General features: G+C 60.8%; 20 protein-coding genes and 1 pseudogene. 11 read left to right on the top strand and 10 right to left on the bottom strand.

The window, feature by feature from the left end:
* Positions 1 to 93: 93 nt before the first annotated feature.
* The 9 genes from AC1DWU_RS18185 (at position 94) to AC1DWU_RS18145 (ending at position 17,191) form a co-directional block, all read left to right on the top strand.
* Positions 94 to 1,527 (top strand): DNA cytosine methyltransferase, encoded by a 1,434-nt coding sequence (locus tag AC1DWU_RS18185; protein ID WP_477151419.1) that lies wholly within the window; start codon positions 94 to 96, stop codon positions 1,525 to 1,527.
* Positions 1,520 to 2,728 (top strand): MvaI/BcnI family restriction endonuclease, encoded by a 1,209-nt coding sequence (locus AC1DWU_RS18180; protein WP_477151418.1) that lies wholly within the window; start codon positions 1,520 to 1,522, stop codon positions 2,726 to 2,728. Before AC1DWU_RS18185 ends, AC1DWU_RS18180 begins: the two co-directional genes overlap by 8 nt.
* 41 nt (positions 2,729 to 2,769) lie before the next feature.
* Positions 2,770 to 3,186: a very short patch repair endonuclease gene (locus AC1DWU_RS18175; protein WP_477151417.1), complete on the top strand. Its 417-nt coding sequence runs from the start codon at positions 2,770 to 2,772 to the stop codon at positions 3,184 to 3,186.
* Positions 3,187 to 3,271: 85 nt separating this feature from the next.
* The gene (locus tag AC1DWU_RS18170; RefSeq protein ID WP_477151416.1) at positions 3,272 to 6,250 is read left to right on the top strand and encodes a hypothetical protein; all 2,979 of its coding nucleotides are present in this window, start codon (positions 3,272 to 3,274) and stop codon (positions 6,248 to 6,250) included.
* A complete protein-coding gene (locus AC1DWU_RS18165; protein WP_477151415.1) occupies positions 6,228 to 11,729 on the top strand; it encodes a DEAD/DEAH box helicase in 5,502 nt (1,833 codons plus the stop codon). The genes AC1DWU_RS18170 and AC1DWU_RS18165 overlap by 23 nt, the downstream gene beginning before the upstream one ends.
* Positions 11,726 to 13,702 (top strand): DEAD/DEAH box helicase, encoded by a 1,977-nt coding sequence (locus AC1DWU_RS18160; protein ID WP_477151414.1) that lies wholly within the window; start codon positions 11,726 to 11,728, stop codon positions 13,700 to 13,702. The genes AC1DWU_RS18165 and AC1DWU_RS18160 overlap by 4 nt, the downstream gene beginning before the upstream one ends.
* Positions 13,703 to 14,360: 658 nt before the next feature.
* Complete coding sequence (locus AC1DWU_RS18155) at positions 14,361 to 15,995, top strand: heparinase II/III family protein (protein WP_477151413.1); 1,635 nt, start codon at positions 14,361 to 14,363, stop codon at positions 15,993 to 15,995.
* Positions 15,996 to 16,167: 172 nt separating this feature from the next.
* Positions 16,168 to 16,815 carry a PopZ family protein gene (locus tag AC1DWU_RS18150; protein WP_477151412.1) on the top strand — a complete coding sequence of 216 codons (648 nt, stop codon included), beginning with the start codon at positions 16,168 to 16,170 and terminating at the stop codon, positions 16,813 to 16,815.
* A gap of 64 nt (positions 16,816 to 16,879) precedes the next feature.
* Positions 16,880 to 17,191, top strand: coding sequence for a 3'-5' exonuclease (locus tag AC1DWU_RS18145; protein ID WP_477151411.1), 312 nt, complete (start codon positions 16,880 to 16,882; stop codon positions 17,189 to 17,191).
* Here AC1DWU_RS18145 and AC1DWU_RS18140 read toward each other — a convergent pair.
* Together AC1DWU_RS18140 and AC1DWU_RS18135 are read right to left on the bottom strand one after the other, a co-directional pair.
* A complete protein-coding gene (locus AC1DWU_RS18140) occupies positions 17,148 to 18,134 on the bottom strand; it encodes a hypothetical protein (protein WP_477151410.1) in 987 nt (328 codons plus the stop codon). The two genes, AC1DWU_RS18145 and AC1DWU_RS18140, sit on opposite strands and share 44 nt — an antisense overlap.
* Positions 18,135 to 18,568: 434 nt before the next feature.
* Positions 18,569 to 18,943 carry a hypothetical protein gene (locus AC1DWU_RS18135; protein WP_477151409.1) on the bottom strand — a complete coding sequence of 125 codons (375 nt, stop codon included), beginning with the start codon at positions 18,941 to 18,943 and terminating at the stop codon, positions 18,569 to 18,571.
* A gap of 177 nt (positions 18,944 to 19,120) precedes the next feature.
* On the opposite strand from AC1DWU_RS18135, the gene AC1DWU_RS18130 reads away from it, so the two are divergent.
* Positions 19,121 to 19,363 carry a DUF6471 domain-containing protein gene (locus AC1DWU_RS18130; RefSeq protein ID WP_477151408.1) on the top strand — a complete coding sequence of 81 codons (243 nt, stop codon included), beginning with the start codon at positions 19,121 to 19,123 and terminating at the stop codon, positions 19,361 to 19,363.
* 35 nt (positions 19,364 to 19,398) lie between these two features.
* Here AC1DWU_RS18130 and AC1DWU_RS18125 read toward each other — a convergent pair whose 3' ends face one another.
* From AC1DWU_RS18125 to AC1DWU_RS18095, 7 genes are all read right to left on the bottom strand, one after another.
* Positions 19,399 to 20,292, bottom strand: a complete 894-nt coding sequence (locus AC1DWU_RS18125) for a hypothetical protein (protein WP_477151407.1) — start codon at positions 20,290 to 20,292, stop codon at positions 19,399 to 19,401.
* Positions 20,293 to 20,336: 44 nt separating this feature from the next.
* On the bottom strand, positions 20,337 to 20,621 hold the full coding sequence (locus AC1DWU_RS18120; RefSeq protein ID WP_477151406.1) for a hypothetical protein: 285 nt from the start codon (positions 20,619 to 20,621) through the stop codon (positions 20,337 to 20,339).
* 50 nt (positions 20,622 to 20,671) lie between these two features.
* On the bottom strand, positions 20,672 to 20,956 hold the full coding sequence (locus tag AC1DWU_RS18115) for a hypothetical protein (RefSeq protein WP_477151405.1): 285 nt from the start codon (positions 20,954 to 20,956) through the stop codon (positions 20,672 to 20,674).
* Positions 20,957 to 21,028: 72 nt separating this feature from the next.
* Complete coding sequence (locus AC1DWU_RS18110; protein ID WP_477151404.1) at positions 21,029 to 21,370, bottom strand: hypothetical protein; 342 nt, start codon at positions 21,368 to 21,370, stop codon at positions 21,029 to 21,031.
* Between the two features lie 381 nt (positions 21,371 to 21,751).
* Complete coding sequence (locus AC1DWU_RS18105) at positions 21,752 to 21,952, bottom strand: helix-turn-helix domain-containing protein (RefSeq protein WP_477151403.1); 201 nt, start codon at positions 21,950 to 21,952, stop codon at positions 21,752 to 21,754.
* Between the two features lie 81 nt (positions 21,953 to 22,033).
* Positions 22,034 to 22,717, bottom strand: a complete 684-nt coding sequence (locus AC1DWU_RS18100) for a hypothetical protein (protein WP_477151402.1) — start codon at positions 22,715 to 22,717, stop codon at positions 22,034 to 22,036.
* Positions 22,714 to 23,919, bottom strand: a complete 1,206-nt coding sequence (locus AC1DWU_RS18095; protein WP_477151401.1) for a tyrosine-type recombinase/integrase — start codon at positions 23,917 to 23,919, stop codon at positions 22,714 to 22,716. The genes AC1DWU_RS18100 and AC1DWU_RS18095 overlap by 4 nt, the downstream gene beginning before the upstream one ends.
* A gap of 306 nt (positions 23,920 to 24,225) precedes the next feature.
* Between AC1DWU_RS18095 and AC1DWU_RS18090 the strand changes: the two are divergent.
* Positions 24,226 to 24,750: pseudogene (locus AC1DWU_RS18090) on the top strand (DUF6538 domain-containing protein); the annotation flags it as partial.
* Between the two features lie 37 nt (positions 24,751 to 24,787).
* Here AC1DWU_RS18090 and AC1DWU_RS18085 read toward each other — a convergent pair.
* On the bottom strand, positions 24,788 to 25,702 hold the full coding sequence (locus AC1DWU_RS18085; protein WP_477151400.1) for a Vgb family protein: 915 nt from the start codon (positions 25,700 to 25,702) through the stop codon (positions 24,788 to 24,790).
* Between the last annotated feature and the right edge of the window lie 213 nt (positions 25,703 to 25,915).

Below are 25,915 nucleotides of genomic sequence, written 5' to 3'. Positions count from 1 at the left end.
GCGCCGCAACCAGCGATGGCGTTCCTCACGATACCCTGGATTGCAGAGAGCGTTCAGGTTAGCATTGAACCAACTGATTCTATAGCGATGACCATGGACCAGATCCTCCCCGCCCCACTCCCGAAGCATGACGACGTTGAGTTTCCGGCAGTGGGGGCCATTCAACGTCAACGCCTGTACAGCGTCGTAGATCTCTTTGCGGGTTGTGGTGGACTATCCTCGGGGTTCGAGAATGCGGGATTCAGCCCCGTTTTTGTGAACGAGCTCGACAAGGATGCGCGCGGGACATATCTGGCCAACCGCCATCACGAGATCGGAGGGCTCGCGTTCTCAGACAACTTTGACCTCCACAGCAGCGACGCGCAGGAGCTCACTGGCCGCCGTCTCGACAAGCTGGTCTCAGACTTGTCGTCTCTGCCGGAAGTTGACCTGAAGTTCGATAGGGGCGCCCGGCTGGAAAGTGGTTCCGGCAGCAGCCTTGACGTCATCGCCGGTGGCCCGCCTTGCCAAGGCTTCTCCGGCATCGGCATTCGCCGATCCTATGCAGTCGACAAAAAGGAGCTGCCCTCCAATCGACTCTATGTCCGCATGGCGGACATCATACGCAAGCTGCGCCCGCGCATCTTCCTGTTCGAGAACGTGCGCGGACTTTTGAATTCGCGGTGGACGCGTGAAGAAGGCGCCGACCTCATCTTCCCAGACGTGAAAGCAGAATTCCGGAGCATCAAAGGCTACGAAGTCCGCTGGTCCCTCGTCTACGCGAAGGACTACGGCGTCCCGCAAAACCGTCCGCGCGTGCTTCTCGTCGGCATACGCAAGGATGTCCTCGATGCATGCGACTTCCTAGACCCAACAGCCGACAAGGAAGACGCAGTCGCGTGTGGCTTTCTACCAGAAGGCCAGCCCGGAAAATATCCGGACCTCATCGACCTCTTGGGTGACCTCGTGGACCCAATTGCAGGTGACATCCTGCGCTCTGGTGATTTCCCGAGCGGCACGTTCGAGACGACGGCATATCCACGCGCGGCCTCGACTGCGATCCAGAAGCGCCTTCGAGCGCCACACCCAGGCGAGCGAGCACGCACGCGGCTCACCGAGCATGAGTACAGCAAGCACAAGCCGGACGTCGTCGCCAAGTTCTGGCACATGATCCACAACGACGGCGAAATCCCCGAGCATTTCCAGACGAAGAAATTCTCGCAACGGGCGCTAAAACCTCGTTGGGAAAAAGGTGGACCGAACATCACGGCCACGTCACTGCCCGATGACTACGTCCACTTCTCGCAGCCGCGCATTTTGACCGTGCGTGAATGGGCACGCCTGCAAATGTTCCCGGACTGGTACCAGTTCGTCGGCAAGCGCACGACGGGCGGCATCCGCCGCGCTGGCAATCCGCAGGAAGGCAACTTTGATCGCGAGGTACCCAAGTACACGCAGATCGGAAATGCCGTGCCCGTCGGCCTCGCCGAGAAAGTTGGTGCGCACTTCAAGAAGATCATCGACACGGCGACGGGTGCGGATGCTTGAGAAAAGCGACACAAGCATCAGTGACACGCTGAAGGCATTCAACGCCTTTGACCTCGACGTAGGATTCATCGTCCCGACCGAAACCGCTATGCGCAAGAGCATCATGGATGCCACGGCCTCCATGCGTGACTACCTGCATGACACTAAGTTCCACGACTATGCGACGCAGGGAAAAGGCCAGAAGGAGAACGGCGCCCTCCGGAAAGCCTACTTCGTCCTGCCCAACGGATTAGTCGAGACCAAGGTGTCGCTCTACCGTCCCGAGACGAAGGACGGCGATCCACGCATTTGGTTTTACGACCTAAAGAGCCGCGTCGACGCCTTCAACCTGCTTGCCGTGATCGTCGATGGGCAAGATTTCTACATCGTCAATTGCAGTGACAAGGCCGTCATAGCCTCCCTGCATGACGCGCAATCGCCCTTGGGCGAACTCATCGCCCGCCGCCGTCCCACGATCGACCCAAGCGTCGTAGAACTACTCGACATGATCCGGGAAATCTCGCGCAAAGGCTTCGTGCCCACATTGCGCCCCGGCGACACCGGCATCGGCATGACGCTTGAGACGATGCTTGGCATCAAGGCCAACGCGAACAAGACGCCTGACTACAAAGGGATCGAGATCAAGGCAAAACGGATGGGCAAGAGTTCCGCCAATCGCGTTACCCTCTTCTCGCAAGTGCCCAACTGGTCATTGAGCCCGATTGACTCCGCGTGGAACCTACTCAATCGCTACGGCTATGTTCGTGATGGCAAGCTACGCCTCAACCATCAGATTGATGCGAAGGGTCCAAATTCCCTCGGCTTCTTCCTCGAAGTAGATGCTGCCAAGGACTGGCTGAAGCAAAGTCACTTGGAGGCAGGAGTGACTGACCGCGAAAAGGGCAAGCATGTCGCGACTTGGGAGCTAGAGACGCTGCGCACACGACTTTCAGAAAAGCACCCACAGACATTCTGGGTCGGCGCCAAGGTTCAGGGCCGTGGTGCGGATGAGCATTTTCATTACGTCCAGGTCCAGCACACACGGCAGCCGAAAGTACGCAATTTCGATGCCCTGCTCGAAGGTGGCCTGATTTCGATCGACTACCTCATGTCGCAAAAGGGAGAGAAGTCGGTTCGCGACCATGGCTACCTTTTCAAGATGCACCCGCGCGACTTCGATGCCCTGTTCCCACCCTCATCGGTGCATTTGTTCGAGCATTAACATGCTTGGGACGATCCGGGCCGACGGGCGTTAGCTTTGCCATGGTAGATACCCTCACCACTGCCGAACGGTCCAAGCGCATGTCGCTGATCCGTTCCAAGGATACGGCCCCGGAACTCGCGATACGACGGGCACTGCATGCGCTTGGACTAAGATATCGCCTTGGCAATAAGCACTTGCCCGGCAAGCCCGACATCGTGTTCCCCCGGCAGAAGGTCGCCATCTTCGTCCATGGGTGCTTTTGGCACCGCCATGAGAACTGCAAGGTCGCCAACATGCCGAAGTCCAATACGGCATTCTGGAAAGAGAAGTTCGACGGGAATGTCGCGCGTGACCAGCATAGCCGTGCGAAACTCGAAGCCATGGGGTGGCGGGTTGAAACCGTATGGGAGTGCGAGCTTGGGCCCAAGGAAGTAGCGGACGTGGCCAGCCGCCTACGAGGGATCATAAAGCTTTGATGCAGCGCAGTATAACCCTACTCACAGGCAGTTTTTTCTAGACATTTTCCCGGGGCTATCCAAGTCTGGCACCTGCGAGGGGAACATGCCGGAAGTGCTATCCTACGACGCCGTCAACGGCGCCATAAACAACGTATTCTTCGACGGTCGCTTTGCAGGCCAGCCGGTCTACTTGTCGATGGACAATGGAATCCGCGACGAGATCGCAACGCTGCTTGCCGTTGACCCTGAGACCGTAGCCGATGCGATCTGTGAGAGTGTCCGCAGCACCCTCCCCCGCAAGGGTGAACTTTATAGTAGGCATACAGCCGCCGCCAAGTTTTGGCGATTGAGGGGGCGGCAAGGACCGCCGCCGTTTAGTGCACTTCTTTTTACGCAGGCTTTTGCAGCCGAGCAGATGGAGGAGGAAGGCAGCTTCGCCAGCCACAACTACTATTACCGACTTTCAAAGGTGACCGGGCGCGACCGCGAGGAATTAAAGGTTCCCATGCGCGCGGCCGAATTCATGTGGATGGACTTGAACGAGTGGCTCAAGGCGAACAACTACGTCCTTGGCCGTCCCACTGCATTCACCAATGGGAGCACGTTCCGGTACGTTGATTGGCCGATATCCCAGGCAATCGTACGTGCAAGCGATCGAGACCGGTTCCACGACCTGTACGAACGATTTGGCTTTTCCGGCAGCGAAACAGTCACGCGCCAGGAAATGGCCCATTACCTCGCGAACTGGATTCCCGCGCGTGCGCCAAACTCGCGACTGATGCGTGCTTGGGAGAAGAAGGAACTGCGGGACCGCGTCGTCGAAGCGGCCATCGCTGAACTTTCGACGTGGAGCGCAAGCGGCACTGCGGGTGCCGCGACTACACGTTCTGGTCGCGCAACGCGCCTATCGCTCGTCGCCAACATTGTCTCGCGTTTCCCAAGGCCCCGCGTGCTTGAACTCCACCTCGGCTACCAAGGCGACCAACTCGACCCTGTGCGCGTCACAAGCGAAGATGGCTCGTTCCAAATCGCCAACGAAAATTTTGGAAACATCGCGACTCTCAGCCCCTCGCCCTTTGCAGCCAGCGGGGAAGCCCTTGGCCATCGGCACGCGTTCGAAGATGGCGCGCACGGACGCAAGTTCGACTGGGACCCCCGCCTCGTCATCCCCTTCTCGATGCCGTCGCAAAACTCGGCCGGGGTCGAACTATCCCGCGTTGGCTTCGGCACCCCACACATGCTGCTTGTGCGCGACACGAAGAACCTTCCAGCGATCGTGGAGACTTTCCTCCTCGACAAGGTAAGCAAGTTTCCCACCAGGGACACCCCGGCGCAGCTGCCAGGCTTGCCTGAAGGCTGGGTGCTCTACACGAACGTCCAGCTCCGTGTCGCCGACATCATGCCTCCCAATGACGACCTCGATTGCCTCGTCCCCGTCGGCGCAGGGACCGTTTTGGATTTTAGCGGTGGCCTCGAATTGCTTCGCGGCATCTACCACCCAGCCGTGATGCCAGTTGCACGCATGGCTGCGCCAATGGACTCCAGCCTACGCATTGAGGCGCACCCCATCGGGGACACGGCCGCGATTGAATTTGCCTCGGCCGTCGAGGAAGCCAAGCTCGACCTCGTGGGCCTCGGCGATGGCAAGGACGGCCTCGTCATCAAGGGTTACCTCGACGACAAACTCGTGGAGTTTGAGGAAGTCCTGCTTCGCGATGCCAACCGCGCAACGCCACTGCGGCGTGATGGAAAGGGCCTGCTCGAACACGCATCCATCATGTCAGCGACACCGCCAGCGGACATTGCACTGGCCGTGGTAGGCATGTCCGTGCATGGGGAACCACCGGCACCGTCTATCGCTGGCGGCACCGACGTGCACGCGGCGCTCCCGACCGGTGAGACAGAGTCGCTTCAAGAGGTGACCTACTCGCGGGCAGTCGAAGGACATGCGCCGCGCAAGGCCTGCATTCACTACTGGATAATCCAGCCGGTTCCGCCAAACACACCGCGCGGCACGCCATTCAAGACTCCCTGCGAGCATTGCCGGCAAGAGCTTGTCACCATCTACCGCGAAAGGAGGAGGCCGCCTGCCGTGGGTACGCCAAGACCCGTCGTGCGACAGTTTGAACTGCCTCCAATGCCTGCGCGGGACGACAAGCAAGGCGCGCGTGTCGACCACGACATCCTCATGGACGCGCTCTCATGCCTGGGCAGCGGCTCATGGGGCAAGTTCGAGTCCCTGCTCGAAGCCCTCTCGCCCGAGCCGCAATACGCGCGCCAGGTTGCGCAAGACTATGCGATGCTTGGGCTGCTCGACCTTGAGCAGCGCCGGGGCTCTGGCGCCATCCGTTCGTGGTGCGTACCACCACCGACGATCAACATGACGCCAAGTGGCCGTGCCTTCTTGTCCGGCTTCCGCTCAAGCAAGCTCGTAGACGAGGTGCGCGACATGGCCCAACTTGCTGGTGGCACTGTCGTCGCCGAAGGAAGCGAACGCGCGCCGGCCAGCATCTTCATCGACGGCCTCGACGCCGATGCGTTGCGGGATGCCATGGGCAGCATCCAAGACCCGCATGGACGCAGCGTGGCGATCAACGAGGCACCGGGCCTCGACATCGCGACGGCTTGCATTGCGCTCGGTGGCATCGAAGAGAGCATGTCACCTGTCTCGATCGGCCGGGCGCGCAACTTGCAGAGGTTCGACCTCAGCCGCGCCCGCTGGGACGACGTCGAGGAAGTCCGGGGCAGTGGCTGCTATCGCTGGAATGACGGCTTTCAGGCCTACGCGTTCGTCGACACGGATAATCGCGCCCGTGCCGGTAGCTACCAGGTGGCAAAGTTGCTTGCCGCGCGCGCCAGTGGTGTCCGCCTGCACGCGTATGACGCGAAGGCCGGGACATTCCATTCTTCACTAGGATGCGAGCCTCCGGGCTTGCTCTCCCGCGCGCTTGTGGCGTGCTCGGGAAAACTACCGACCATCGGGCGGGGCGCGATCGCCTACCAAGGGGTCACGACCGATGTTGCAGGGATTGTATTAGACGCATTGTACGGGGGAACGAATGACAGAAGCCAACCCAAGTAGTGTCATGCACTACATCAGCGAGGGATACCGTCGCTACTACGACAGCGCGTTCTGGATGCGCGACCCCGCCGTCATGGCGGAGCGGCGCGCGATCCTCGACACGGACGGCGTCATGTCGCGCGAGCCCCTCATCGAGGCGGTGCCACAGTATCCATCCATCGTTCCCATCGAAGAAGCATGCAAGCGAGCCGGCCTCGACCCATTTGTCGCCGAGCACCTAGGCGAGATCGTCTTCGGCAGGACAGGCGCCATCAATTTACGCCTGCACCAGGCCCAATCACTTGAGACTGCAATCGGTGGCACCGCCAATGGGCATCGCAATGTCGTGGTGACATCTGGCACGGGCTCGGGCAAGACCGAAAGTTTCCTCCTGCCGCTCATCGCAAGCCTCATGCAAGAGCGCCTCAAGGGCCCCGGCACGGGAACGATCAATCGCTGGTGGCAGAGAGGCTTCTCCAAGGACGACAAGCAGTGGCGGCATTCGCGCGATGGCATTAGTGGCATGACGCCTGCGATGCGCGCGCTCGTCCTCTACCCGACGAATGCCCTCGTCGAAGACCAAATCTCACGCCTCCGCCAAGCCGCAGAGCGCGCATACAAGTTGTTCGACCGCCCGCTATTTTATTTCGGTCGCTTCACAGGTGCCACGCTTGGCTCCAACTACACGCCACAGGTGCCGCTGAAGGGAAACGACCGCGACAGCCTCAACAGGGTCGGCAAGGAAATCCTTGAAATCGAACGCGAGGTGGCGCGCATCCGGAAACAGATGGCTGCCAACGGCATCGAGCCCGGCAAGATCCTCGAGACCACGAGCCAGTTCCAGGATCCGCTCATTGGCGAAATGCTGAGCCGCTGGGACATGGTTGCCGCCGCGCCAGACATCATGATCACGAACACGAGCATGCTCAACATCATGCTCATGCGCGACGTGGAAGAACCCATCTTCGATATGACGCGGGACTGGCTCCGCTCCAACCCGGAGAACACATTCACCCTCGTCGTCGACGAGTTGCACAGCTATCGCGGCACCCAAGGCTCCGAAGTTGCCCTTGTCGTGCGCAACATGCTCGACCGCCTCGGCCTCGACCCGAGCTCCAAGCAACTACGCTGCATCGCAACTAGCGCGTCTCTCGATGGCGATGCCGGACGCGACTACCTGGCGGAATTCTTCGGTGTCGCCGGCAACACGTTCTCCATCTTCAAGGGCGAGCCACGCGAGTTCAAGGCGAGCCTTCCAGTTGACGTCGACGCACTGGCGTCGCGCGCCGACGCGCTGCGCGGCAGCGACCAAGGGTTAGCCAAGGATGCAACCGCGTCGGTTGTAGGCAGTTTTTCCCCGCGCGAGGCCCTTGCCGTCGCCTGCTCCATTGCAGGCCAAGCAGAAATCCTCGACGCGATCACCGGGCAGATGGTGAAGGTCACGCGGCCCGCCACCATGGGCAAGTTGTCCGAGACATTGTTCGGACCGGACGCGGACCCCACGCTACTCGAAGCGCTCCTAGTCGCCGCCAAGCTTGAAGGCGATGGCGAGAAGCCTGACTTCTCGAAACCCCGCCCGACATTCCGCTCGCACATGTTCCTGCGACAGGTCCAAGGCATGTGGGCTTGCTCTAACCCCAACTGCACCGAAATCCACGAAAGCCATAAGTCGTCGCGCCGCAAGTTCGGCCGCCTGTTCAAGTCGCCAGCAATGAAATGCGATTGCGGCGGCCAGGTGCTGGAGCTCCTCTACTGCTATGACTGCGGCGAGGCATACCTCGGCGGCTACGTGGTGCCCGCAACGGACCCCCAGCTTGCACCGTTCACGTTCCTAGAGGCCACGCGCCCTGGCGAAGGCATCGACAAGGCGAGCCAAGTAAATGAACGCACCATGCAAGAGTACCGTTGGTACTGGCCCGGCGGGTCGATTGCAGCCGGCGAAAAGTCTTCGTGGACCCACGCGTCGCCAAGTGGCAACACGGTCACGCTCTCTTTCCAGCTTGGACACTTCGATCATCTTACCGGAAACCTGAGCCAGGCAACGCAAGGCGCCACCGGGCTCATCCTCCGGCAGGCAGGCCTCACCGGCAACGAACAAGTGGCTGCACTTCCAGAAGTCTGCCCCTGCTGCTTAAGCGACCGAAAGGACCAAAACTCGCGCAATGAAAACCGCCGCGCCTACTTTAGCGGCGTCGTGCAAAGTCCCATACGAGGCCTACGCACTGGTTTGAATATTACCACGCAGCTCATCGCCGACCGCGCCATGCATTCCACGGGCGATGGCGTCGACGCCGAGAAGATGATCGCGTTCACCGACAGCCGCGATGATGCGGCCGACCTCGCTGCTGGACTCGAACTCAACCACTTCCGCGATCTAGTCCGGCAGCTGGTCTACACATCCATAAAAGTACAGGCCGTCGCATCAGGAATTGAGCTTGCGACCAGCGCGCACATCGATCCAGACGACGACCCGGCATTCAAGGCCATCCACGACGCGGCCGAGAAACTCACGCCGGGAATCTTCATGGCGGTGAAGCTCAACAAGGCTGGGCTCGCTGCAAAGGCGGACAAGGAGAAGATCGCTGCCCATGATGCAGCGATTGCCGACACAAATACTAGTTGGCCGCGCCTCGTTGCGCGCATGCGCGACAAGCTTGTCGCCATCGGGCAGAACCCGGCGGGTCCGGGCGCCAAGTTCGTCAAGCATGATGGGGCGGACTGGTGGCTATACTTCACACCACCGACCATAGGTGAGTGGCAACCACTCGCAGCAGATGTCGCGGCCGCCGGCCTGCAACGCTACATGGGCGAGTTTTCGAAGAACGTCGGCTTCTCGCTGTTCGACCGTGCCGGGCGCGACCTTGAATCCATGGGCGTCGCGACAATCGAGGTCGAGGGCAAGCACGGCGACCGGTTGGGCATGGATGACGCCATTGCCAGAGGCATCCTTGCCAACATTGTGCGGATCCTTGGGCACGCGCGCTACATGATCGGGGAAAAGACACGTAGTGCGACTAGCGTTCCCACAGTAGCAAGACGCTACATCGAGAAGGTGGCGGCCCAACTCAACCGTGACGCTCCCGACCTCTTGGCGTCCATTGATGAATGCCTGCAAGACCTCGGCATCATTAACGCAAACTGGCTTCTCAACATCGATCGCCACACTCTCTTGAAGTTGACAGTGGCGCCTGCCGGCAACCGCCTGCTCCATCGGTGCGATGGATGCTCCCGTAAAACCATGCAGCTGCCTGTGAAGGCCTGCACTACGCCGCATTGCAAATCCTCCTCATTCTCCCCGACACAAGCTGGCGAAGACTACTACAGCTGGGTGTCGACCGAGCCACCACACCGCTTGGCAGCCGCCGAACTCACGGGACAGACCAAGCCCATGTACGTGCAGCGCAATCGCCAGCGCCTGTTCAAAGGCACAGCCTTCCTCGATGGAGAATCGAAAATTGTTCAAGGGCTCGATGCGCTGTCGGTGACGACCACCATGGAGGTCGGCGTCGACATTGGCACTTTGAAGCTCGTGATGATGGCAAACATGCCACCGCAGCGTTTCAACTACCAACAGCGTGTGGGGCGCGCTGGCCGTGCCGGGCAAGCCTTCTCCTACGCACTGACCATCTCTCGCGGCGCAGCCCACGATGAATACTACTTCAACAATCCAGAGCGCATGACGGGCGACGTTCCGCCACAGCCGAAGCTTGATCTCTCGCGGCCCGAGATCATCCGCCGCGTCATCGCAGCGGAAAGCATGCGTCGAGCCTACCTGTCGCTAGATCCCCGTCCCGCGCGAAACGAGGAGAGCCTTCACGGCATCTTCGGCAAGCGTGTCGAATGGCCTACGACATATCGCGCTCCCATCGCCGCTTGGCTTGAGAGTTCCGCGGAAGTCGAGAAAGTGGTCGCGCGTCTCACAGTCGAGACTCCACAACTGGCCAATGCTAGCGACCTCGTTTCCTACGCACGAAACCAGCTCGTCGTCGACGTAGACGAAGCGGTCAATGACCCTCATTTCATCCAAGAGGAACTAAGCCACCTTCTTGCCGTTGCAGGCGTCCTCCCCATGTTCGGGTTCCCGACGCAAGTGCGCAGCTTGTTCTGGGATAAGCACAAGGCCTCGAAGTTGGAGGAGGTGGTCATTAGCGATCGGCCACTGGACCACGCCATCTGGGCCTTCTCGCCTGGAGCCGAGATACCCAAGGACAAGCAGCTGAACACCGTCTCGGGGTTCGTCCATCGCAAGGATGGGCCGATGGGTGTGAAAAACGAGCCCGCTCCGCTCGGCACGCCGACCATCTATACGCGCTGCACCGATCCTACGTGCGCCACGATTTCCGATGGCGCCGGCATGGTGTGCATAACGTGCAGCCAGCCGTCGCAACCCTTCCCGCTCTACCAGCCAAAAGGCTTCCTAGCCGCGTTCTACCGCAAGGACTATGACGGCCAGCGCCAGCGCGGGCCTGCGCTACCCGCGCCGGTTCGTGCGTTCCAGCAGGATTTTGGTAACGAGGGCTGCGGCCCGATGAAGCTCGCCCAGGCTTTTGGCCCCATCGCCGTCGTCAACGACAACGGTGGCAACTACTACGAGTTCCACCAAGAAGCGGACAACCGCGTCTCGGTCCGAGATGACAACCTCTACCGCGAGGCGAGCCCGTGGGATTCTACGGCCACGCCTCCACTGATCGACCGTGGTGCGATTGGCGCGATCTTCACGACCGACGTCCTCAGCTACTTTATCCACGGTGCACCGGGTATCGGCCGGCAAGGCATGCTCGACGTCGCCAAGGAGCCTGTCGTCGCGCAACCATCCTCGCGACCGGCCATCGCATCATTTGCGGAGTTCGTGAAACTCGCCATTGCAACAACGCTCGACGTTGATCCCGGCGAGTTCCGCGTCGGACGACAAGCCCTGCGAAAGGACGGCTGTGAAACCGAGCAAGTATTTCTGGCAGACGCCGCGGAAAACGGCGCTGGCTACGCGCTGTGGGCCTCCGATCCCGACAATATGCGAACTGCGCTCACAGGCTACTACTCCGTCGTTGCCCCCAAGTGGCAGGATGCCAACCATGCATCTGATTGCGACCGCTCCTGCCCAGATTGCTTACGCAACTACGGCAACCGCTTCAGCCACGGCATGCTGGATTGGCGCCTCGCGCTTGACCTTGCTGACGTGGTGCTAGGCAACGAGCTGCCGCTCGATCGCTGGATTGATGGCTCTGAAGGAAAGGCAGTTGATGCCTTCACTAGCTTCTGCAAGCACGCTGGCACGAATGTCAGTGTCGAGTACTACGCTGGACTCACGACGCTCGTAGCAAACGGAAAGGCAATCGTGCTCGGCCACCCATTGTGGCATACGCAGCCCGGATACCTGCAGCCACGCCAGGTGCAAGCGCGCGATGAAGTGAGGGCGACGCACGGCACCGAGCCCAGCTTCGCTGACGTGCGCGAGTTCGCGTCCCGCATGGCGAGCTACTACCTAAGCCTGCAGCCATGATCGAGCTTATTGGCCAAGATGGCACTCCCGAACATGATGCCGCGATCGCCATTCGCGATGCGTTCATCACGACCTGGCCGGGGATTGAATCCACGTCCAAGGAAGAGGAGCATATCAAGATCGCTTCCTGCGTGAAGCTATCCGGCCAAAAGGTGAGCGACCTTGACGTCGTCCTCGTCGGCCAGCTCCGGCCCAATCGTTTCATTGTCCCAAGGGCCGGTGCCAAGGACGCCGACGGCAACAGCCTTGTAAACACGAAGGTCCGGGTAAAGTCATTCATCGCCGCAATCGAAGTGAAGGACCATCCCGCAGAGAACATGGTCGTCGAGGCAGGCGGAGTGCGCGTGAAGTATCACGATGGCTGGAAGAGCGCGACGGAGCAAAACGAACAGCAACGCTATGCCCTATTGTCATACCTGCGCGAAGCGACAGGCGTGAACCCATGGGTGCACCGTTGCCTCTTACTTCGCGGCATCCATGAACTGCCTAAGGATCGCGGCATCCCACGGCCAACATCCGGCGCGGTGCCTGCGCTATTCGACGCAACCGCGCTCTTGGTTGCGATGGCCTCCGTCAACGGCATCAGGAAGCTGGGCGGTGGACACACGATCAGCTCTGGTGACGAAGCACTATTAGAAGGCATCCTCGCTGATAGCCTGCTTACTCCACTCATCCCTTCCAGCCTCGACCGCAAGCGCATGGACCGGATCGCTGCACGTCCCACGGAAGCACGCGAGCTAGCAGCCCTGCTGGGCAAGACGCCCATTCACCTACGTGGAAATGGTGGCACGGGAAAAACCGTGCTCCTCCTCCAGTCAGCGTACGAAGCCTTCCAAGAGTACGGCAAGCGATCGCTCGTGCTCACCTACAACACGGCGCTAGCCGCCGACATCCAACGCACACTAGCGCTTATGGGTATTCCCAGTGACGGCGAAGCAGGCGGCATCAGCGTCCGCACTGTGATGTCGTTCACCTATGGTTGGCTCAACAAGCTGGGGGTCGTCCAAGATGAAGATCATGCAGGCTTCGAAGAATATGAAGCGAAATGCAGCGAGGCCCTGCGGTACGTAGCGGAAGGCGCAATCAAGCAGGCTGATATCCATGTACTCAAGTCGACGCACGCAACTGAACTCGCCTTCGATGGAATTCTTGTCGACGAGGCACAAGACTGGCCACAGGTAGAGGCCGACCTATTGGTTGCGCTCTATGGGGCGCAAAGCATCGCGCTCGCCGATGGCCTGTCGCAACTCATCCGTGGCGCGCCAACCAATTGGACGTCGCATGCCAGTGCAAGCGCCAACGACGCCGGACGGCGCTTATTGCGCGATGGACTGCGCATGAAGGCGAACCTCGCCAAGTTCGCAAACGCCTTGGCCGAAGAAGCCGGTTTCCAATGGCATGTCACGCCCAACAAGCAAGCGCCGGGTGGTCGCATCGTCATAGCGCATGGAAGTTACGCCACGATGGACGACCTGCAAAAGGACGTCCTGGCAGCAGCGATAAAGGCGGGCAACCAACCGATTGACACACTCCACTGCGTGCCGCCATCAACAATCTACCAACACGCCGGAAGCCGGCACAGCGACCTTGCGCGCGCATTCACGGCCAACGGATGGGAGTCGTGGGACGCTGTGGATGAAACCATCAGGCGCTCGTTCCCGCGCTCGGTGATGGCGCTGCGGATCGTCCAGCATGAATCGTGCCGTGGGTTGGAAGGTTGGACGACCGTGCTGGATGGCCTCGATGAGTTCTGGGACCTGAAATATGAAAGGGCGCTTGCGGATGGACAATCTCGTGGCCTTGTCGATCCAAGCCTGCATGCTTCGGCCATCGCATGGCGTTGGTGCATGATACCCATAACGCGCCCCATCGATACGCTTGTCATTACGCTACGAGCGAAGGACGGTGCACTCACAAGGGCGGTTGAGCGCGTAGCGAAGTTCCTCCCCGACATGGTTGAGTTTCGTCCATGAAATCTGTTCTCGAAGGCGCGTCGCCCAGCTACGTTTCGATTACGCAAATTCATGCAGCGACTTCAGTTGCGGCATTTGGAGCCAAGGCGGAAACGTAGAGCTGAGGCTTGGCTACAAGACATCGCGCGACGGCGAACGCCACGCCGCGTGCTTCGTCATCCCATCAAGTAGCGCGACAAGCGACGCGGAGCGCACACGGCTCATCGATGGTGCGATGCAAGTCTTTCGCGAAGCAATCGATCGATCCTTGCAAGTGCATTGAGCCCAGAGCTGCCGCCGCATATCAAGGGCTCCCCGGGGTTTCGTCCACGATGCAGGACGGGTGGACTCCATGCCGCGCACGGCCTCCGTGCCGCGAGGCACGGTACAGGCCTCCTGAGTTTGTCCCTTCATCAATGAAGTACCACCAGCACGGATTGTCGACCGTTCAGCGCGCCTTTTTCAGGAAGCGTCCACTGGGCCGCGGCTTTCGCCGTCATCCACTCCGGACGCGCCAATGGTTCTCTCGAGGTGCCCAACGGTCCCTGAGTGCGATCGGCTCGGGCGGGAATTTTTGCTGTTCACTTAAGGATATGAGCGTAGGAGGCTTCGTCTTGAATGGCTGTCCAACTTCATTGAACTGTGGTCAAGGACCCGGAACGTATGTGAGGACGTAGACTTGGCACATTCGCTGCGTTTCCTCGCACGCCGCACATTGCTGTCAGCGGCCGATCACATCGTCACCAATCCGCTGATCCGCTGGACCTGGACCGGCCCGAGCAACGACGACCTGATCGGGGCCCTCGCCGAGTTCCGCCCCACCGACCGCGAAACCATCCTCGAGATGATGCAGGGCCGCTATCTGCTGGCGTCGAAGCTTGTCGACACGCACGGCGTCTCGCCCTTCTCGCTCGAAGTCGATCACGACGACTGGCACGACGACCTGCAAGCCTTCGCCTGGTTGCGCCATTTCCGCGATGCCCGCACCGACGAGGAGCGCCGCTTCGCCCGCACCCTGACGCTCGACTGGATCGGCCGCGAGGGCCACTTCAACCGCGACAGCTGGGGCCCGGCACTCACTGCCCGCCGCGTCCTCAACTGGCTGCGCCACTACAACATCCTCGTCGAAGGCGCGTCGCCGGAACAGACCCAGCAGATCGGCCGTTCGCTCTCTACGCAGATCTCTTCGCTGAAGATCCGCGCCCTGCTCTCGACCGACCCGGTTGATGCGCTGCTCGTCGCCATCGCGCTGGTTGGCGTCGCGCTCTGCTCCGACCGGCCCGGCGCCGAGGTGGATGCCCGTGTTCGGCATGTGCTCAACCTCGTCGACAGCCAGATCGACGAGGACGGGCTGCATCGCAGCCGCTCCGCCAAGATCCAGATCCTGTTGCTGATCGAGCTGATCACCATCAAGCAGGCGCTGCGCCGCGACCATGAGCAGGCCTCGAACGATCTCGACGAACTGACCGAGAGCATGCACCGGGCGCTCGACGCCATTTCGCTCGGCACGGGCGAGCCCGCCTATTTCAACGGCACCGGCCAGATGGCGCACGACCTGATCGTCGCCGTGCAGGCCCAGAGCGCCGCCCGCGCCCGACAGACCGGCACCGCCGGTGGCTATGGCCGCCTGATCGCCGGCCGCTCCATTGTCGTCGCCGACTCCGGCCTCGTCGCCGATCCGGAGTTCACCGCGCACGCCCATGCCAGCGCCCTCGCCTTCGAGTTCAGCCACGGCCGAGACCTCGTGGTCTGCAATTGCGGCCCGGCCCCGTCCGACTATGACGATGCGCTGCTGTTCCGGCAGGGCATCGCCCACTCCGCGCCCACCATCAATGCGCTGTCCGCCGCCGCTATCGCGCCCTCCGGCCCGCTCGCCGGGCGCCTCCTGCCACTCGGCCGGCCCAGCGAGATCGAGGCCCGCAGCTCCGATGAGACACTGATCATCACGGCCCACGGCTATGCCGAGCGCTTCGGCGTAACGCTGGAGCGCCACCTGACCCTGCTGGCCGAGGGCAAGACCCTCGTCGGCCAGGATCGCTTCGTGCGCCACCGCAACCGCGTCTCCGGCGCCGCCGCCATCCGCTTCCACCTCGCCCACCAGACCGAGGTGCAGCTGACCGACGACCTCGTCCGCCTGCGCCTCAACTCCGGCGCGGTGTGGACCTTCCTGTGGGAAGGCGCCGACATGCGGATCGAAGACAGCGTTCGCCAGTCGGCCTATTTCGGCTTCCACCGAACCAAACAGCTGGTGCTCGAGACGCTGGTCGCCGACGCCAACGAGGTCAGCTGGATTTTTACCCTCGAAGAGACCTAACCATCTAAGGCTATACTCAGTGGGGACAGCGCCAACCACCGTTGGCACCTCGTTCGCTGTGGATCCAAATTGAGCTGAGTTGATTCGCGTACGCTTGCATAAAGTGTGCGGCCGCCTATCTGGCGAGTAATGTGAGGCAGTTATGAACAAGCCGGCGCCCAAAGAGCCCTCGATGGACGAGATTCTGTCATCGATCCGTCAGATAATCGCCGACGACGACGCCGGGGTGGCGCCGAAGAAGCCGGTAGTGCCGGCACCACCGCCGGCCCGCAGCTTCATCCCGCAGCCGGTCGTCGAGCCCGAGCCGCTGGCGCTGTCGCCCGAGCAGATCCTGCGCGATACCGCCGCCGAAGACGAAGCCAAGCCCGGCCTCAGCTTCTCCGAATTGCTCGGTGGCGCCTCGCCGGCGCCCGACCTCGACGCGACGCTCGTCGATCCGGACGACATTTCCTTCGATCTGGAGGAGGATGACGAGCCCGCCCCAGCCCCAGTGTTCACGCCGCCGCGCGCAGCGGTCCCCGCATACGAGCGCCCGGCGCCGCGTCCCGCCGCTTCGGTAGCAATGGCCGCCCCGATGCCCGATCCGTCGCTCTCGTCCGACATCGCCGAGCAGCTGCTCGAGCCCACCACCCAATCGGCGGTGAAGAGCACCTTCGCCCGTCTGTCCGGCCTCTCGACCGTCACTAGTGGCGTCACCATCGAAGACATGATGCGCGAAATGCTGCGACCCATGCTGAAGGAATGGCTGGACGAGAACCTCCCCTCCGTCGTCGAGCGCATGGTCGAAAAGGAAATCGCCCGCGTTTCGCGTGGGAAGTGAACGCAGCAGTGGGGAACATCATGGGGACATTTGCAGCGCCACCATATTTAGTCAGATTTTACAAATGGTTGCACAGATTGTGGGCGGAGCGCTCCTCCTCCGCACTCCCCTAAGGGGCGAACACAGAATTTGGAAGAAGGGGCTGGAGTTCAGGGTCGTCGCGGTTGTCGCCTGTGACGAGGGCGTTTTGCCACTCGAGGAGCGGATAGGCGACGTCGCTGACGAATTCGAATGGGATGAGGTAGTCTCGACCGAACGCCAGCTACTGTACGTTGCCGCCACCCGATTTGCGGTCACCATGATAGTGCAGGCCCCAGCGCCATCAAACCGCTTCAGGAATTTTCTTGAGAAGACCGTATTGGAGCGGCCAAGGTAGGCTCGGCAACCAGCAACTCAAGTAGCTCTTTGACTCCCGGTAGCCCAGAATGGATCAACTTTGCCGCCGGCATGCTGCGTGGAGCATAGGGACGACACTCGTCGAGGATATCAATCAGCCCCTTGTCTGCGGATACGACCAGGTCGGTCTCGAGAAGATAGGAGAACAACTGGGTGTCCCCACTTGAGCCCGGACTTACCTTACGAAACCGCTGTTGGAACTTGTGGGCCCACCGCAACCACTGTCGGGGGAGATCAGTGGACTGCGCTTCGTAGAGCCAGAACTCGTTCCAACCCTTGCTGAAAAGCAGTTCACCTTCCAACGGCAGATAAGGTCCCAGCCAGTCCCGCCGAGGGTTGCCACGCTCGGTCAAGGAACGGGTTATCTCCTCAAGCCGCTCAACCCTCCACGCCTCAACCCAGTCTCCCTTCCATCCGGGGATCGGGCTGATTGGCATGGCCAATACCTTGTCCATCGACGGCCTATGCTTCCACCCGCCTTTAAGCATCTCCTCCCGACGCGCCTTGACGTCGGCGTGTGCAGCCTCGGCCAGGTTGCCCTCTCTATCTCGAAGCCATGCCGCTTCGCCCGAGGGTGACCGCTGGCATCTGCGCCAAAAGCCCTTTCGAGACCACTCATCTCGCAGGGCGGCGACAGTCTCCAGATGAGGGACGTCTCTCAACCAACCGGGCCGCAGCGATCTTATCGCGGTAAGGATTTCTTGTGCTTCAGAAAACGCCTCGGGCATCAAGCGATGGAACTGCGGTTTTGTCTGAACGCCAACAATTGTTCGCATCAAGGCAACATCATTGAACCGGAGCGTCTCGAAAACGACCGCAGGGGCAATTTGGACATGCCATCGTCCGTCCTTGGCAAATCTGATGAGCGCGTCTTCACGTCGAGCGTCTGCAACGTAGCGCCACACGTTAGTGTCGAGGAGCATCCTTGGCTTCGCCATCGATCTACCCCCCTCCAATCGCTCGCCGAAGGCCGCTTCTGTTGCCCGTTCTCGTCGCAATAATTACCGTGCGAGATGGCAATCGCACAATCGGCGTGGTAGCGGCCAAATCTTTCCGGGCGGCTTTCATCCCACCCGCTGTTGTCGAACCTCTGAGAAGCGTCTCAGTCCTTTTGCCGCTAATACTTGAGGACGAGGACAGCAGCAGCGAGAGGTCGGCACTCCGCCCGGTTCTCAGCAGAACAGCCCCCGTAGATTGAGGCACGGTTCTGGAGTTGGCCGCTGCCTGCCATGCAGGTTTGGGAGCGGCTCTCCCCGTTGGCCAACGGCGGCCTCCAGATAGGTCCTGTCCGTATGGAAGTCCGATGGTTTGGGGACGGGCTTGGCGATCGTGCGAGCAGGAGGCTCGACCGCCCGGATCAGTTCCAGTGCTTCCTGAGAGCGGCCCAATCTCTCTCGACCGCCTCGTGCACTTTCGAAAGGCCATCCTCGCTGGCCGCGGCAAATGCGGCTCTCAGATGTTCCGCGATGCGATCCATCTCGTCCACAACCTGTTCGAAGGGAGGCTCAAGACCCCTGAGCGCGAACTCCGCCGTAAGGTCGCTCTGCTGCTGAGAGGGCCAGTCCTGCGGGGCGCTGGCACACCGGCGCATCTCGGAAACGAATTTGTCCGACAATTCCGGTGCCGTCAGGGCGGAGAAGCGGCGACCACGCCTCAGGTAGCTGTCAATACTATCGACGTCCTGCTTCGCCAGCAGCTGAAAGGCGGCCTCTCTGGCCGGGTTCCTCGTCATTGTCGTGCTCCATCGTCCCTAAAGCGTACGTTCGTCCGGCGGAAGCACATAGATGACCATTCCCGCCCCCGTTCAGAGCCGCCTAGTTGGCTTGCAGTGCCTAGGCGGCATCCGGTGATATTATGCACCGTATATGCGGACTTATATCATCGGAAATGATGATACTTGGAGGCCCGTATGGTCGAGTCGCGTAAGGCGAACCCCGTTAACGTCGAATGGGAGACGCGGGCGAAGAACCTTTTGAAGGCTGCGCTGAAGCGGAAGGGGATAACCTACGCGCAGTTGGCAGAAGCGTTGAAAGGACTCGACATTCACGAGACCGAGCGCAACTTGAACAACAAGATAAGCCGTGGGGGCTTCACTGCTGCGTTCTTCTTACAATGCCTAGCCGCGATTGGCGTCCAACAGGTTCAACTGTAGCGCTCTGGCTGATCGCGTTAGCGGTCTGGTCCGCGTTAGTATGGGGCGTAGCCCAGCAACAGGCATATCGCGCCCACTACAGCGACTACGCTACCGGCCAGAACGCCGAAGACGCCCGCAAGGAAATCACCAACGTATGCGCGACTGAGACGGCTTCGGGTGCCTACGTAGAGTGCGTCGAGCGCGTGCTTGGTACCGAACGCGACAATCGCCGCGCCGACAATGATCTGAAGGCCCAGGAGAACATGGCGCTTTGGGCCGCTCTGATGGTTGGCACCACCGTGGTCCAAATCGTCATTGGAAGCATTGGCCTTTTCTTGCTGATCGGCTCGTTTCAGCAAGGACGCATTCAGGCCCACGCCTCTCAGCGTGCCGTCGGCAAGGCCACCGTCGCGAATGTTGTAGCCCGCGAAACGGGGCAAGCGCAGGTCCGCGCCTACCTGTCCGCCCACGACTTCCAAATATGCGAATTCAACGATCCCGTGCTCGGTGAAATAGTTGTGTTCAAGTTCCAATACGCCAACAGCGGAAATTCGCCTGCTCGCGCCGTTAGGATCGCTTGGCGGTTTGGTTTCTCTGAGGGGCTCGCGACTCCATCGGAGTTCATCGAGCCAATGTATACTTTCCGCGGTGACCTGCGTGCATCCGGTAGCGACGAGTTTAGCAGTAGGCTGGAAGGTATCGATCTGGATAGATTCACCCGCCCTGAACCTGCTGGCTTTCATGTCCAAGTATATCTTTGGTACAGAGATGCTTTCGGTTTCCGGCAGCGCGATGATTTCCATGTCTGGATAGAGACGGGTGCCGTCGACTATCACATCGCCAACCTCGTGGATGACAGTTGGTTTAGCCTTCAGACCGTTCCCGACGGAAAGGCCGACGATGAGTGGTACCGAAAGCACTAGCGCGCACAGCGCCGCCGCGATCACTCAGCGCACCCTTGGTGCGTTTGATACATAAGGCCGTTCGTTCGCTAGAGAGTAGCCTCATCTTGCGGGAGCACGTTGATGACGATCGGGCGCCCTGCTGTGGCGTCGTTCTCCGCTGCTGCTACTGGTCCCTCGATCCGGTTGAAGATTTCCCGGGTCGCTGCAATGTCGCCTTCCCGCGCACGCTCTACCAACATATCGGCGACCGCGCGGTAGTTGGTGCGTCCGTCCGGGAGCTTCTCCGAAAGGGCAACACGTAGCGCTTCGCTTAGCGAACGGCCGGCCGGCCGGCGACCTTGACCATACTTATTTCCTTGCAAGAACGGCATGTTAAAAACCTACCAAGTGCTTCTGTTTGCGTCTATCGAGCGTCTTGAGGCTAGTTGCGGTGAAGAGCGCCCCGGAGCTTCTCGAGATCCTTCGGCGTGCGGCCCGCCTCGACCAAGAGAAGGGCTTTCGCAACGGCGTTCGCAAGCTTCACCAGATCGAGATGTTGCAGGCGAACTTCGTGGACGTTCATCAGCCGCAATCCTACGTCCCTGAGCCGTACCGCATCACCAATTGTGATACGAACCTCGTCATAATTGGGGGCAAGTACCTCCACGGTTAGAACGCGCCCATGTTCGCCGCGCACGACCCGAAGCGTCGCCGATTTCCTGTTCATTTGAGGACAACTCGCGGTTTGAGGTACAGAGACGCCCGTCGAATAACGAGGGGCTGAGCGCTCGTTTGCTCGCTACCAGATACGGAACGCCCCCTCCTCGGCGAAGTTGGCTACCTCCTCGGCCATGGCGTCTCCGTGGTGGCGGGCTTCGATCGCCCGCACCCTTTCCACTCCGTCGAATGGGTCGGCTTTGATCGCCACGCTCGCCAGTTCGTGACGCAAGGCCTTGGCGAATGACATTGCATCGGCACCAGTCACGAGTTGGCCGTCGCTGGTAGAGTAGTTCCCGCTCCAGTTGGAGCCCTTCCAGTCGGTCGTCCAATCTTCCGGCTGCTCGGTTCCATTCGGCTGCCAACCGTTGGCGACGGCCGTCTCGAGCAGCCATGCCCAATTTCCGTTGGTCAGCGAAAGCACTCGTTTCTCGTTCGCTAGGTCGTAACCCATCTCGAAATCCAATCTGGTTGTGTGCAGGTGCCCGGGGAAATTCGGAGCGAGTGGTCATAGGACGAACAAGCCCACCGGCGGTGAGCTTGTTCCTAGACCTCGTCGATCGGTGCCCGTGGAGCCATCCGTCGCTTCGGGTCCCTGTCATCGCGAAGCCCCGTGACAGGTTGGTGGCTACTTTCTCGACGCCTGGGCTTGGCATCGGCGATCCCGCTTCCACCTTTCGGACTGCGGTTGGGGTTTGATCGCGCCCCGTGGAACCCCTTTAGGCCCGATGCGCCACCGTCTTTCGACCGTCCACATCGACCGGCGAACGCGGTTGCCCCGCGTTGTCGCTCGTCGGTTACTGGCTCACGTCGCTTTCGACGCCATAGGCAGAGCGGCGCTCCACGCCTCAGCGTCCGCTGCGAGGATGAGCGTGCGCTTGCCGAGTTTACGGGCCGTCAGACGACCCGACTTGATCTCTTCGTAGGCCTTGGTGCTGCCGATCTGGTAGGCGGCACAGAACGCTTTGATCGTGTAGGCGAGGACAGCGCCGTCTTCATCGGACATGGGATGGCTCCTGTTTGAAGAAGCCCACCATTTATCGCCAGCGCTCGCGTCCGTCCGGTTGAACAAATGCGCACGGGTGCCTCAGTCACTGGCCAGATGTCGTTTCCCGCGCGCGAGGCTGGTTTTGACCGTGCCGGCTTGCCGCCTTATTGCCGTCGCCACTGCCTTGATCGCGGAGGCCTCGCTCTCGTTCGGGGCACGTTTTTTCTGCTCCCGAACGCGTACCGCAACCTCGATATCATCAAGGAGCGCTGAGTTTCTTCCGCGCCGACGGTGGCGAAGTTCAAGAAGCCCCTTTTCGTTTAACACAAGCCATCCCTCCGAGTTGCCGCCGGGCCCAGCTGTCGAGAAGACCGCCGCAAGGGACATGAGAAGGGCGGAGGGTTGGGTCTCGAGAGCTAGCAGCCTTGTCATGGCTTTTCGACATTCGGCATCCTCGCGAGAGGTTAGGCCCCGACCCCTTTTTTGCTGCCCGCGCCTATACGTGAAGCCATGGTCAAGGAAAGTAAGCGCATTGAGCAAGTCGCGCTGCTGCGGGCTGAGTTGGTTATCATACCAGATGATGTTTTCGCCTCGCTCCTCCGTCTCCCGTGAAGGGAGATCGTGGTTCACGGCGGAGAAGGCGTCAGCGATGCGATCTATTAGTTCGCGAGGAGGTGTTGCGGAGCCAAGCAGGCCAACAATGGCCGTTCGGGCGTCATCGGCTTCCAATGAGCGCTCAAAGAACGACAGGGCACGACGCAGTGTCGCGCGGTCACCGATCACGTTCGCCCCCGAGACTTTAAGTCGATAACGTTGCCGGCGGGCGGGATCAGGCAGTAGCGTTCCCACGCCTCCATTAGTTCACGCCGTTTCTCCAAAGCATCTGCCCGCCGGTAGGCCTGCTCTGTCGCGTCGCCAACTCTATGGGCTAGGGCCGCCTCGGCGACTTCGCGCGGGAATGAGGAGAGATCGCCCGCCCAGTCTCGGAAGCTAGAACGGAAGCCGTGGGCGGTGAATTGATCGACCTTGAGGCGTCGCAATAGCATTTCCATCGCCGAGGCGGACAGTGGGCGTTTTGGTCGCTGACCGAAGAAGACGAAATCGGAAGTGCGGGCCTCGTAGAGAGGCTTCAGGATCGATAAGACATGGTCGGTGAGCGGTACCCTGTGCTCGCGAGAGGCCTTCATGCGCCCAGCTGGCAGTACCCACCTACGTCCTTCCAAGTCGATTTCCGACCACGTGGCCCCAAGCACTTCGCCGCTGCGCGAGGCCGTCAGGATTAGGAACTCAAGCGCCCTGGCCGCCATCGCCTCGGATTGGCCCAGACGCGCCATGAATGCAGGGACGTCCGAATAGGGCATCGCAGCGTGATGTCCGCGCGTTAGCTTGGCCCGAGGTGGCAAAATGCTCTTTAAGTGGCCGCGCCAGCGCGCGGGATTTTCGGCACCGCGCCAGCCACGCGCCGCGGCGAAGTCAAGCACGCGCTCTATCCGGCCACGCAGGCGGGAGGCCGTCTCGGGCTTCTCCTGCCAGATCGGCTTCAGCACGGCTAGAACGTCCTCCGTTGTGACCGAAGAGACCAACCGACCGCTCAGCCGTCGGCAATACTCGGTCAGGGTCATTCGCCACTGGGCCCGGTGCTTGTCGTTGCGCCACGCCCCCTCCATCGATCCGAGGAACTGATCGACGCACTCTTTAAAGGTAGGCACCGCGTCCCGGCTGCGCTCAGCGATCGGGTCACGGCCATCCGCTACGACCTCACGATGCTTGGCAGCCAGCTTCCTCGCAGCCGCAAGTGGCACCGCCGGGTAGCTCCCCAGTCCCATCTCTCGACGTCGCCCACCAATTGCCCACATGAATAGCCAAGAGCGCGACCCCGTTGCCGTAACGTTGAGGTAAAGACCACCACCGTCCGAGTGGCGGCCGACCTTTAGGCCCGACGACTTGACGTATGTGTCTGTCAGCTTCCATGTTGTGCGCGGCATGACTTCCCCACTTTCTTCCCCACTTCAAAATGGGGTTAAGGGCGGACCTACGCAATGGGCGGCGAACAACGGCGTAAGATACTCACTGATTTTTCAGCGACCTAGCGAAAGTCGGCGAGTGGCGGCGAACGATGGTACGGAGGACTTTCTCTCCGCCAGCGGCACACAAATCGCTGGACGATCAGAACCTTAGCTGTAATCAATGAGTTAGCGCCGCCCGATTGGTACACACGGGTGGTACATATGGTCCTCACGATGGCGCGCCCCTGGAAGCATCCGGACACCGGCATCTAGTGGTTTCGGAAACGCGTGCCGGACGCGCTGCGTGCCGTTGTCGGCAAGCGCGAGGAACGCTTCAGCCTCAAGACCAGAGAGCCGGAGGAGGCGAAGCGCCTTCATGCGGCCGCGCTGCTCGAGGTCGAGACGCGTTGGGCCAACCTTGCGCAACCTGAGCGAAGCATCTCCGAGCGCGAGGCTATCGCTCGGCCAGCGTACGAATGGCTCAGGGGCCAATATGCCGACAATCCGTCGCAGCAGATCTTGTGGGATCCGGAGCTCTACGAGGAGCTGTTTGCCTCTCCACCGCCCTTCGCAGCCGGAATGACCCTCAGCGAGTTCTTGCTGGCGCCCCCGGTGATGACGCCGCAGAAGCAGATGATGCTGAGGCTACTGGACGAGATGACCGATGAGCTGATTCAGCGGTCGGGCAAGGGGATCCGCAACGTCGCCGTTCCCGCCATCATTTCCAACGATAGCCTCAAAGCCGCACGGGAAGGCCGCACGGGGACGGCGCCAGCATGTCCGATTAGATGGCCGCCATTTCGAACGTGAACCGCAGCCCTCGCAACGAGATTGACCGATCGCCGGGTTACCGAGGGACTTCGTATCGGCGAATAGAGGTGTCCCAGATCCAAACCGATCCACCCCCATAGGCGACGTAGCCAAGCCCACCCTTGCCCAGATAGCGCCGCGCTACCGCGTTGGAAGTGGGATCGATCTGTAGTAACGGCGCGATGCCAGTGATCGATAGCCAGACGGCGTTGTCGCCGTATGCGATCATGCCGGTGTAGCTGGGTGATGTCGTTGCGATGGTCGCCAGAACAGCACCGGTTGACCCGTCGATCCGCTGTACGGTGCCGTCGGCCGCGTTCACGACCCATACGGAGCCGCTCCCCACTGCCATGAACTTGGGTGATTGCCCAAGTTCGATCGTCGCGACGATGTCATTGGTCGTCGGGTCGATGCGGTAGAGTTCGTTCCCGCTCATGGCGGTAACCCAAACCGAACCATAGCCAACGATCACGCCGCCACCGCCGAATGGAAGTGCGATCTTTGCTTCGATGGCCCCGTTCGAGGCATCGAGACGGGTAAGCATCTTCTCGAAGTTCTCGGAGGTAACGACCCAGACCGATCCAAAGCCGACATCGAACTGGCCTTGCACCGACAACATCGGCGCCGCGAACTCCTCGATAACCGTGTTCGTTTCAGGATCGATCTTGACGACGACACTTTTTCCGGCGTCCGCTACCCATATGGCGCCCTCACCGGAAGCGAGCCCTCGCTGTCGAAAGCTGGCATCGGGCAGAACGATCTCGTCTACTTCGTTGGTTTCAGGATCAACCCTTATTAGCGTGCTCCCACCTCGACATGCCCACAGCGCATCAAAGGCAAACTCCAGGCTAGCTGCCTCGCCTGCGTGTAGCGGGATTTCTGTCTCGAGGACGAGAGTCTCAATGGGCAAGTCCTCAGTGGCCAACGCCTCTGCCAAGCCTGCCATGGTCAAGAGCAGTCCCCACGTGATTGCGTAGCCTGCGGTGGCAAGTCGTGTCAGGCCTCTCCTCCGTGTCGGTTTGGACAGGGAAGATGCTTGAGCCCGAGCGAGCGTGGAACCGATGGGGCGTTGTCCGAGATCACTGACCGCGCCATTGCAAAGAAGCACCGACGCGCTGCGATCGAGGGAAACGGCCGATTAAGCGTGCCGCCCGGACGCGACTCA

The sequence above is a fragment of the Devosia sp. P2_G7 genome (genome assembly GCF_056403495.1).
Note: the sequence above shows the minus strand (reverse complement) of the source record. Positions and strands in the feature narration are given on the sequence as shown.

Excerpts from the sequence above, each read along its gene's own strand:
- AC1DWU_RS18170 (WP_477151416.1), top strand. The coding sequence starts at position 3,272 with ATGCCGGAAGTGCTATCCTACGACGCCGTCAACGGCGCCATAAACAAC.
- AC1DWU_RS18175 (WP_477151417.1), top strand. The coding sequence starts at position 2,770 with ATGGTAGATACCCTCACCACTGCCGAACGGTCCAAGCGCATGTCGCTG.
- AC1DWU_RS18140 (WP_477151410.1), bottom strand. The coding sequence starts at position 18,134 with ATGCTCCTCGACACTAACGTGTGGCGCTACGTTGCAGACGCTCGACGT.
- AC1DWU_RS18160 (WP_477151414.1), top strand. The coding sequence starts at position 11,726 with ATGATCGAGCTTATTGGCCAAGATGGCACTCCCGAACATGATGCCGCG.
- AC1DWU_RS18120 (WP_477151406.1), bottom strand. The coding sequence starts at position 20,621 with ATGCCGTTCTTGCAAGGAAATAAGTATGGTCAAGGTCGCCGGCCGGCC.
- AC1DWU_RS18095 (WP_477151401.1), bottom strand. The coding sequence starts at position 23,919 with ATGCCGCGCACAACATGGAAGCTGACAGACACATACGTCAAGTCGTCG.
- AC1DWU_RS18130 (WP_477151408.1), top strand. The coding sequence starts at position 19,121 with ATGGTCGAGTCGCGTAAGGCGAACCCCGTTAACGTCGAATGGGAGACG.
- AC1DWU_RS18105 (WP_477151403.1), bottom strand. The coding sequence starts at position 21,952 with ATGTCCGATGAAGACGGCGCTGTCCTCGCCTACACGATCAAAGCGTTC.
- AC1DWU_RS18115 (WP_477151405.1), bottom strand. The coding sequence starts at position 20,956 with ATGAACAGGAAATCGGCGACGCTTCGGGTCGTGCGCGGCGAACATGGG.
- AC1DWU_RS18180 (WP_477151418.1), top strand. The coding sequence starts at position 1,520 with ATGCTTGAGAAAAGCGACACAAGCATCAGTGACACGCTGAAGGCATTC.
- AC1DWU_RS18185 (WP_477151419.1), top strand. The coding sequence starts at position 94 with ATGGACCAGATCCTCCCCGCCCCACTCCCGAAGCATGACGACGTTGAG.
- AC1DWU_RS18150 (WP_477151412.1), top strand. The coding sequence starts at position 16,168 with ATGGACGAGATTCTGTCATCGATCCGTCAGATAATCGCCGACGACGAC.
- AC1DWU_RS18165 (WP_477151415.1), top strand. The coding sequence starts at position 6,228 with ATGACAGAAGCCAACCCAAGTAGTGTCATGCACTACATCAGCGAGGGA.
- AC1DWU_RS18145 (WP_477151411.1), top strand. The coding sequence starts at position 16,880 with ATGGTTGCACAGATTGTGGGCGGAGCGCTCCTCCTCCGCACTCCCCTA.
- AC1DWU_RS18135 (WP_477151409.1), bottom strand. The coding sequence starts at position 18,943 with ATGACGAGGAACCCGGCCAGAGAGGCCGCCTTTCAGCTGCTGGCGAAG.